8 protein-coding genes are annotated in these 7,447 nt (G+C 43.5%); 7 read left to right on the top strand and 1 reads right to left on the bottom strand.

All coding sequences use genetic code 11. From position 1 onward, the window contains the following. Positions 1-153: 153 nt before the first annotated feature. Positions 154-1,005 (bottom strand): hypothetical protein, encoded by an 852-nt coding sequence (locus tag B9J84_RS08230; RefSeq protein WP_094123921.1) that lies wholly within the window; start codon positions 1,003-1,005, stop codon positions 154-156. A 498-nt stretch (positions 1,006-1,503) separates the two neighbouring features. On the opposite strand from B9J84_RS08230, the gene B9J84_RS08235 reads away from it, so the two are divergent. The 7 genes from B9J84_RS08235 to B9J84_RS16330 form a co-directional block, all read left to right on the top strand. Then, on the top strand, positions 1,504-2,184 hold the full coding sequence (locus B9J84_RS08235; RefSeq protein ID WP_094123922.1) for an inovirus Gp2 family protein: 681 nt from the start codon (positions 1,504-1,506) through the stop codon (positions 2,182-2,184). A 61-nt stretch (positions 2,185-2,245) separates the two neighbouring features. Then, positions 2,246-3,013 carry an inovirus Gp2 family protein gene (locus B9J84_RS08240; protein WP_094123923.1) on the top strand — a complete coding sequence of 256 codons (768 nt, stop codon included), beginning with the start codon at positions 2,246-2,248 and terminating at the stop codon, positions 3,011-3,013. Then, positions 2,973-3,572, top strand: a complete 600-nt coding sequence (locus tag B9J84_RS08245) for an inovirus Gp2 family protein (protein ID WP_000072674.1) — start codon at positions 2,973-2,975, stop codon at positions 3,570-3,572. Before B9J84_RS08240 ends, B9J84_RS08245 begins: the two co-directional genes overlap by 41 nt. Positions 3,573-3,640: 68 nt before the next feature. Beyond that, positions 3,641-3,841 carry an AlpA family transcriptional regulator gene (locus B9J84_RS08250; protein WP_094123924.1) on the top strand — a complete coding sequence of 67 codons (201 nt, stop codon included), beginning with the start codon at positions 3,641-3,643 and terminating at the stop codon, positions 3,839-3,841. Between the two features lie 80 nt (positions 3,842-3,921). Next, positions 3,922-4,362, top strand: a complete 441-nt coding sequence (locus tag B9J84_RS08255; RefSeq protein ID WP_094123925.1) for a ribonuclease HI — start codon at positions 3,922-3,924, stop codon at positions 4,360-4,362. A 209-nt stretch (positions 4,363-4,571) separates the two neighbouring features. Continuing rightward, on the top strand, positions 4,572-7,124 hold the full coding sequence (locus B9J84_RS08260; protein ID WP_094123926.1) for a LysM peptidoglycan-binding domain-containing protein: 2,553 nt from the start codon (positions 4,572-4,574) through the stop codon (positions 7,122-7,124). Continuing rightward, a partial coding sequence (locus B9J84_RS16330) for a hypothetical protein (RefSeq protein WP_094123927.1) occupies positions 7,117-7,447 on the top strand: 331 nt, incomplete at its 3' end. The genes B9J84_RS08260 and B9J84_RS16330, both read left to right, overlap by 8 nt.

The following is a 7,447-nucleotide window of genomic DNA, read 5'->3' on the forward strand; positions in this document are numbered from 1 at the left end:
ATATTTCAGTGTTTAAAGAGCCCTAGAGCTTTTGTTGCACTTTGTACGCTAATCACAGCTTGTCATTATTCATCACTTTAATTACATGCTTTTCTATTGCTGTGCACCTTTTTTGTGACAATTCAGGTAAAAGCATCCTGTTAATTGTTAGCGCTACAGTAACGCTTTGTATGCTGCTACCTTTACTTGATCACAGACCGTAGGATTTCTAGTTAATTCGAGTAACCTAACTTTAAGGGTATAGATTATATCTTTGTATTCAAAGTGCCCTTTCTCACCGTAGATTTGATAGCTGGTTTCCCCTTTCTGTGTGGCGGCTTTTGAGGCTAAGTATTGCTCGCAGTTGATATGATCCTTGTTACTAAAGAATGATGTGAAGTTGAGCAAAAAAAACGGAGTCAATTCAATGAAGCCAGTTAATTTTGTTTTGTCTTTTTTCGAGAGTCTTGAGCATCGCCGAATCAGGTTCATATCTTCTAAATCCTTCAGCCGATCACTTACTTTATAGGTGTTTGTACCGAGTTTATCCGCTATCCATTTTCCGCCTATAGGGACTCCACCAATCATTAAATCAAAGTTCTTTGCTAACAACATAGTCACAATAATTAGGTTCTGGGTGCGCTGCTGGCGAAACCCCAACTCTTGAGCTTTTTGCTCTATGTATTGGTAAATGTTGTCGTACTCAACTAGTGATGCTCCCATAAAATGAGTCTGTCTTGTTGACTCACTGAGGGGGTGAGAGGGTAGAACATAGATCTCAGAGTTTGGTTCAAAGGGCTTTGTCATTGGTTGGAAATCAGCCCATGAGTTGAGTTGGATAAGTGATGAGGGAGTATGTTGTCTACGCGTAAATCTACCATCTGTTTTTTGGCTATCAGTAAGCACTAAAAATTCATTTTGACGATCAAATGGATTAATGAAGTTGTGCAACGGATGTTGAGAAACTACGGTTTCTTTTAAGTTGCATTGGGTTGCCCAATTGTTGAGCATTGAGTACGTTTCCATTATTTTTCGATTTTGCTAGATATACTATTATAATTTTATTCTTCCAACTTGATTGATTTATAGGTAAAAAATATTTTTAATAATCTTATCTTATGTGAGTAAATGAGGATGAGTTGGGTTGTTTTAGCGTGATGGATTGCTGTTGAAGTCGTGGGCATTATCGATCTATCTCTTCATTAACTAGCTCAACGGATTGTCATTTAACGTGTAACTTACTTGGATTCGAGAGTGGGGGAGAGGACATCGATTTTCCACAGTTCAGTGCCTAGGTGTTGATGGTTAACTAGCACTTGCCCCTTTAGATGGACAGGAAATGTATACGTAGCAGTTTTAGCATTGTCTGTCTGGTTAGTATTATTACAGTCATATCTACCCTATCAATACACCCATTACATCGGCATAAGCTCATCAACTGAGTCACCATAGTGACTCACAGTACGCAATTAAAAATTAACGACACAGACCTATCTATGAACCTAAACACCGGAGTAGATAGGAATGAATGTACGTTCTAGAAAAAACAAAAACCTCAGACTGACCAACAAGAAAACGTTTCTGGGTAGACCTATCCAGACCGAGCACGGTCCACTCTATATCGACTACTTAGAGAAAATGCACGATACGATTGATCTCGCATTGGACGAGTATCCTCGGCTGATGGCTATTCGTGTGGATTTGAGGTTTCCTAAGCTAAGGAACAATGAAAAGAGCGGTAATGTCATGACCGACTTTCTACGCTCATTACAGTCGCAGATTGATCACTCCGGAAAACGAAAGAAAAGAGAAGGGAGTGCTAGAGTGCATCCCTGCAAAGTGCGGATTGCTTGGGTGAGGGAGCGCTCTAGCTCGATAAACGACCACTATCACCTAGTACTCATGTTCAACAAAGATAGATTTAACTGGTTGGGGAAAACTCAAACGCAACAGGAGAGCTTAGGCTCTTTTATCGTAGAGGCATGGGCGAGGGTGGCTGGTGTCGACTACGAGGAAGCCAATGGACTGGTTCATTTTTCAAAGAGAAAGAATAGCGACAGTGTGGTCATCCACCGTTTGAATTGTAACTCAGAAGACTTTGATGATGCGTTTGATGAGTTCTTTAAGCACATTAGCTATCTAGCAAAAGAGAACACTAAGCACTTTGGTAGCGGTAGACGAAATTTCGGCTATAGCCATAAGTAGCTTAAAAAGTAACGGCAGTACCAGTTCCTGTGGGAATCACAACAAACCACAGGAACCAATCATGATTCATCAACTCAACGAGGCTCATCAAAGAGTCCACACCATCACTCATGACCGAACCTTTAATGGAAAGCCACTCTACTACCAAAAGGATGGTCTCGTTCTCGAATACCTAGAGGAGATAGACCGAGTGCTGACTGAAGCACTAAACCAATACCCAAGAATCTTTGCTGTTCACATCAACCTAAACCTACCGAGTGACTTCGGGGAAGATTACCTAGCGGTGTTTGCCCATTTCTTTCGTATTTTAGAATCGGAGACTAATGAGCTCTGTAGAGACAAATACACCGACAGAACTTATCAATACCAGCAAACGGTCATTCGCTATATCTGGGCGAAGGCCAGTGAATCCACCAGCCAGCATCATCATCTTATCTTGCTCTTTGATAGGGATCTCTTTCAAAACTTCGGCACTGGACGAGAGGGTTGGGGGCGTTTTCTCTACAAAAAAGTGAGGAAGACATGGGATAGGGTGGTTGAAGCTTATTACAGCCAACCATGCTCTGGATTAGCCTACTCTCCTACGAATGAAGGTTTTGAGCTGTTGTCTGACGCTGAAGTGTTCCCGTTACAGTTAAACGAGTTCTTCTATCGAATCAGTCGTCTCGCGAAGCCCATTGCCAACCGGAACGGTCACTTCAACAAGAGCTTTGGTTGCAGTCACGACTCACCTAAAAAATACAGCGCGAGTAATGCCTATGTCATTCACACACTGAGAGGTATTACTCATGTCGAACACAACCCACCTTCCAACCATTACTCGTGCTAGAACATTTAAAGATTATCCATTGTTTTACAGCAATAAAGGACTTTACGAATCAGCGCTTACCACGATGGATAAAGTCTTTGATCAGGCTCTGACTCAGTATCAACGTACTCTTGCGATGCGTTTGGATTTATACCTGCCTAAAGATCATCAAGACACCGATCTCAGCATCCTCAATGACTACTTTGACATTCTGAAAGAGAAAATCGATGCAGATTCGTTGCCTTATGTATGGCGTAAGCGAGCTGATAAAACTCCTTCACATAACTACCGAGTGATGCTGTTTCTTGATGATAGTCAGTACTTCGGCCCTGCCATTTGTTGGGATAAAGGTAATCAGCTTGTGGATCATCTAAAAACAGCTTGGAAGGAAGCGATAGAAAAGCACTACAAAGGCAAAGAGCGATCAATCATTTTGTTTAACGACCGAGGGAACGATGGACTAGGAACACGCTGTAAGAGCAAAGATACCAATATAAAGCGTTGTGTCTTCCACCGTCTGAGTAGCTTTGCTGAAGCGTGGAAAGAAGAGCGTTACTGCTTTGGCTCTAGCCTAGATTAGATTAGGCCGACTGCACTTTTTTACCGTGGCGGCTTATCCATGGGTATATACAAGAGGAGACAATTCCCATGAGATTTCTACGACTTAAAGACGTGATGTCATTAACAGGGTTAGGCCGCTCCACTATCTATAAGTTCATGGCAGATGAAACCGACTTTCCTAAAAGTGTGCCACTCGGTGGACGAGCGGTAGCTTGGGTCGAAAGTGAAATCGAGGAATGGATGGAGTCGCGTCTGAGTATGCGAGACAACCACGAATCCTTTCAGTAACACAAACATCAAATCACATCATCAACGGGCGCTGACTAAGCAAAGTCATGCGCCCTTTTTGCAATTGGAGAGATAAAAAAATGAGTTATTCAATTTACGTAGACGGCGCTGCACCGAACAACCAACACGGATGTACACGAGGTGGTATCGGGCTGGTGGTCATGGATGAAGACAACGCGATTGTTCATGAAGAGAGCATCACCATCAATCGAAAAACCGACAATGCTGAGCTGGAACTACTGGCCTTAATTGAAGCATTGGAATACGCAGAAGATGGGGATGTTATCTACTCGGACAGCGATTACTGTGTGAAAGGTTTCAATATCTGGATGGACGATTGGAAAGGTCGAGGTTGGCGTCGAGCGGATAAGAAACCGGTTAAAAACCGCAAGCTTTGGCAACAAGTGGACGAATTGAGTTCTAGGAAGTATGTCGAGGTATTTAAGGTCAAAGCACATTCGGGCATTGAAGGGAATGAAAGAGCTGACCTGTTGGCGGTTGAAGCGGCAGAAGCTGACTAATACAAGAAGTCATAGTTTGGGAGGGTAACACCTCTCAAGCTATGCCCTATTTTTTGTTTGGGCTAAGTTGGTTAATGATGAAGTCATTATCAATAGGTTTGGATGTAGTGGGTGAAAATCACAATGTCTGCAATTGGTAGACCGAACTTATGGTTATAAATCCTGCAATTCCCGCTGGTCAGGTAGAATACGCCCATTGAAAGTAGCGGATGGATTTGATTGTGGGTTATCGAGTGGTACGGTTAACCGAACTGATGGCATATGAGTTTGGTCAGGTTGAAGGTGACATTGGTCGGCTGGACGAAAGAGCGTTAGGCTCGGCACTCCCTCAGGGGATGAGCTATTCCAGTTTTATGGAGAAGTTGAAAAGTGGTGAGTTAGCACTATTGACGGACTCACCTTCGAAGCCTGTGATGCTCCGAGATGGTATGAGCAAATCATGGAGCTTGTCGGCGGAAGGGCAAGAGGCGTTATCGCCAGAAGCGAAAAGTGCCTACCTGTCCAGAACAAAAATGTCTGGCGGTGCGGCTGGCAGTGCTGCGCCCACTCAAAGCTCCGCTGGTTATGCGCCTAACATTGAAGAGACCTACGTTCCTGAGCCCGTAAAACCTGATACCTCAGATGCACCACCAAAACTGCAATACGAATATTGCTTTGAAGTGGCTTGCTCGGATGAGACGTTTAGAAAAAGCGTGGGGTATGCGTTTGAACTGGCGAAAACCAAACAAGAATCCCTGATTGGCCGTTGGCAGACGGAGGCAATCGAGCACGGTACAAAATATACCGCTCATACCGCCTTTGATGAACCGAAAAAATTAGTCGCTAAAGTAGCGTCCAATGCTCTGGGTATTAGCGTTCCCGACAATGTGCAGGTGAAGCCTATAGGCTCTGGTGTAGTGCGAGAAGCCTTTATCCCAGTTGTCCCCTCAGTGCAGCTTGGTGAGCGTTTGGGGCTACCAACAGAAGGCTACTACTACCATTTCTACAATGGCCGTTTAGTTCAAGAATACAAGCTGCTAGGAAATGGCAAGTGGGCCTTCTACGCGACACGCTCCACTCACGAGCAGCTTAATGATGAGCAAGGCTACAACATCTATCAAAGTGCCATTCTGGTTTACTGGAAGCTCGAAGGTAAAGACGTTGAAAACCAACATCTGATTTATCTTGAACAGCCAATTACCCGAGAAGAGCTAGACAACCTCAATGATGACTGGTTGGCTCAACATGGTATTAAACTTGATATCAACGAATTGCTTGCTGCGCCCAAGCAACCTGTCGCAGAAAGACAAACCATTCAACCCTCGGACACAGAGAAAGCAGAGAGTAAACCAGAAACGCATACTGTTGGAACGGACTCTAAGACCAACCAACGAGAATCATGGGGAGCCATTGCAGAGCAATATGGTTTGTCGGCGAAACAATTACTGGATTTGAATCCACAGTACAACGCTGACCCGATGTCATTGAAAGTCGGGGATGCGCTCACGGTTCAAGAGCCTGTAGATCTTGATAGTACCAAAATCGTTCAACGTGATTTACCGCCAGTGGAGCCCAAGACATACAATCAAGCTGCAAACACTCACTATGCTTACAACGGCAATTTTCAGGGAACATCAGCTAAACCTATCAACAGCGAGACTGTTCTGGATAATGGCCTTGTCGTGGCTAACTTGGGGCAAATCTCTCCTCTGGATGTCGATGATGTATATCTTGTCTTCGCCGATAAGAAAATGAGTGTGGAAGATTTTGCGCAAGAAACCTATTTATCAAAAGATAAGGCGATTCTTGACCATGTATTCAAATCGAATCCTCACCTCAAACGCAGCTTTAGCCAAATTATTGAAGGGATGCCTTTGGTTGTGTCGCCATGGGTAGAAAAACATCCAGATGAAGAAGTCGCTATCAAACAAGCTAATGATCTTATGACTGAGTATCTGAAGCTCTCTAGTGAAGAGAAGAAATGGTTTGCAGAGCACCATGAAACGGCAACCAATGCTTTACTCGTTGCGGCGACATCCGGCCTAGATGTTTACCAAGGTGAATCTGCTTCAACAGAACTTAGCGATTTTAACTTAAATCACATAGTTGCAGGAGCTGGAGCCGTAGTTGCTGGCGCTCAGGTTCAAGGGGACAAGCTTAGCAAAAGGATGAAGTCATTTGCTGAATATTCGCGCTATATTGCAGAGAAAACCAAAGGCTTATCAGGGCAGGCTCTCTATTCTAACCCTGATTACAAGTCATGGCGAAAAGAAGCGAGAGACTTTCAAAAGGAGATGAAATCTATTCTTTCGGAGGTTGGTAAGCCGGGTTACATTAAAAATGTTCAAGCGAAGCGTATCAATGACTACCTTAATGTCGGTAAGCGACAATTGTATCGAGCGAAAGATTTCTCTAAGGCGGTCTCAGGGATTGAGATGACTAGTTTGTATAAGCAAGCTATGTCTTTCAGTCGATTTTTGGGTGTTGCCAATGGGTTAGTGATTGGGGCTGGCTTGTATGGTAATGCTATGGATGTAGCCAAAACATGCAATACGAGTGGTTGGTTTGAGGAAACCTGCAATCGAAGTGTTGTTAGAAATAGTACGTCAGGCCTGACAAACGTTTTGGGTGGACTTGCGATAGGATGGGGAATCGCTCTTATACCTGTTACTGGCGGACTATCAATTGCATTGGTCGCTGGTGGATCTTTTATTTGGGGAATGTATGGAGGAGAACTCTCGAACGATACAGGGAAAGTTATTGAGGAAATGATCTTTGATTGATTTAGTTATTAAAGCTGGAGTGTTACTGCTAGTAGTAGGCGGGTTCCCATACTTGATCTTGAATCTCTACTTATCAATTAAGCTTCGGAAGAGAAAGTATGAGATGCTTCATAGCATTGTGAATAGTGCGCCATCTAAGTTTAGAGAACGAGCTAAATTTATTTTAGAGAGTAATCTTTCATGGGTGTTTGCTAGTTCTACAAGTCACATATGGTACGCATACCTCATGCTTAGGTACGGTTGGCGAATACCGAAGGAAGAGATTCAAGAGTGGCGTCAAAGCATCCAATCTATTTATGGTTCTGATTATCCTATATATAGAC

The sequence above is a fragment of the Vibrio sp. V03_P4A6T147 genome (assembly GCF_002241085.1).
Classification (GTDB): Bacteria; Pseudomonadota; Gammaproteobacteria; order Enterobacterales; family Vibrionaceae; genus Vibrio; species Vibrio anguillarum.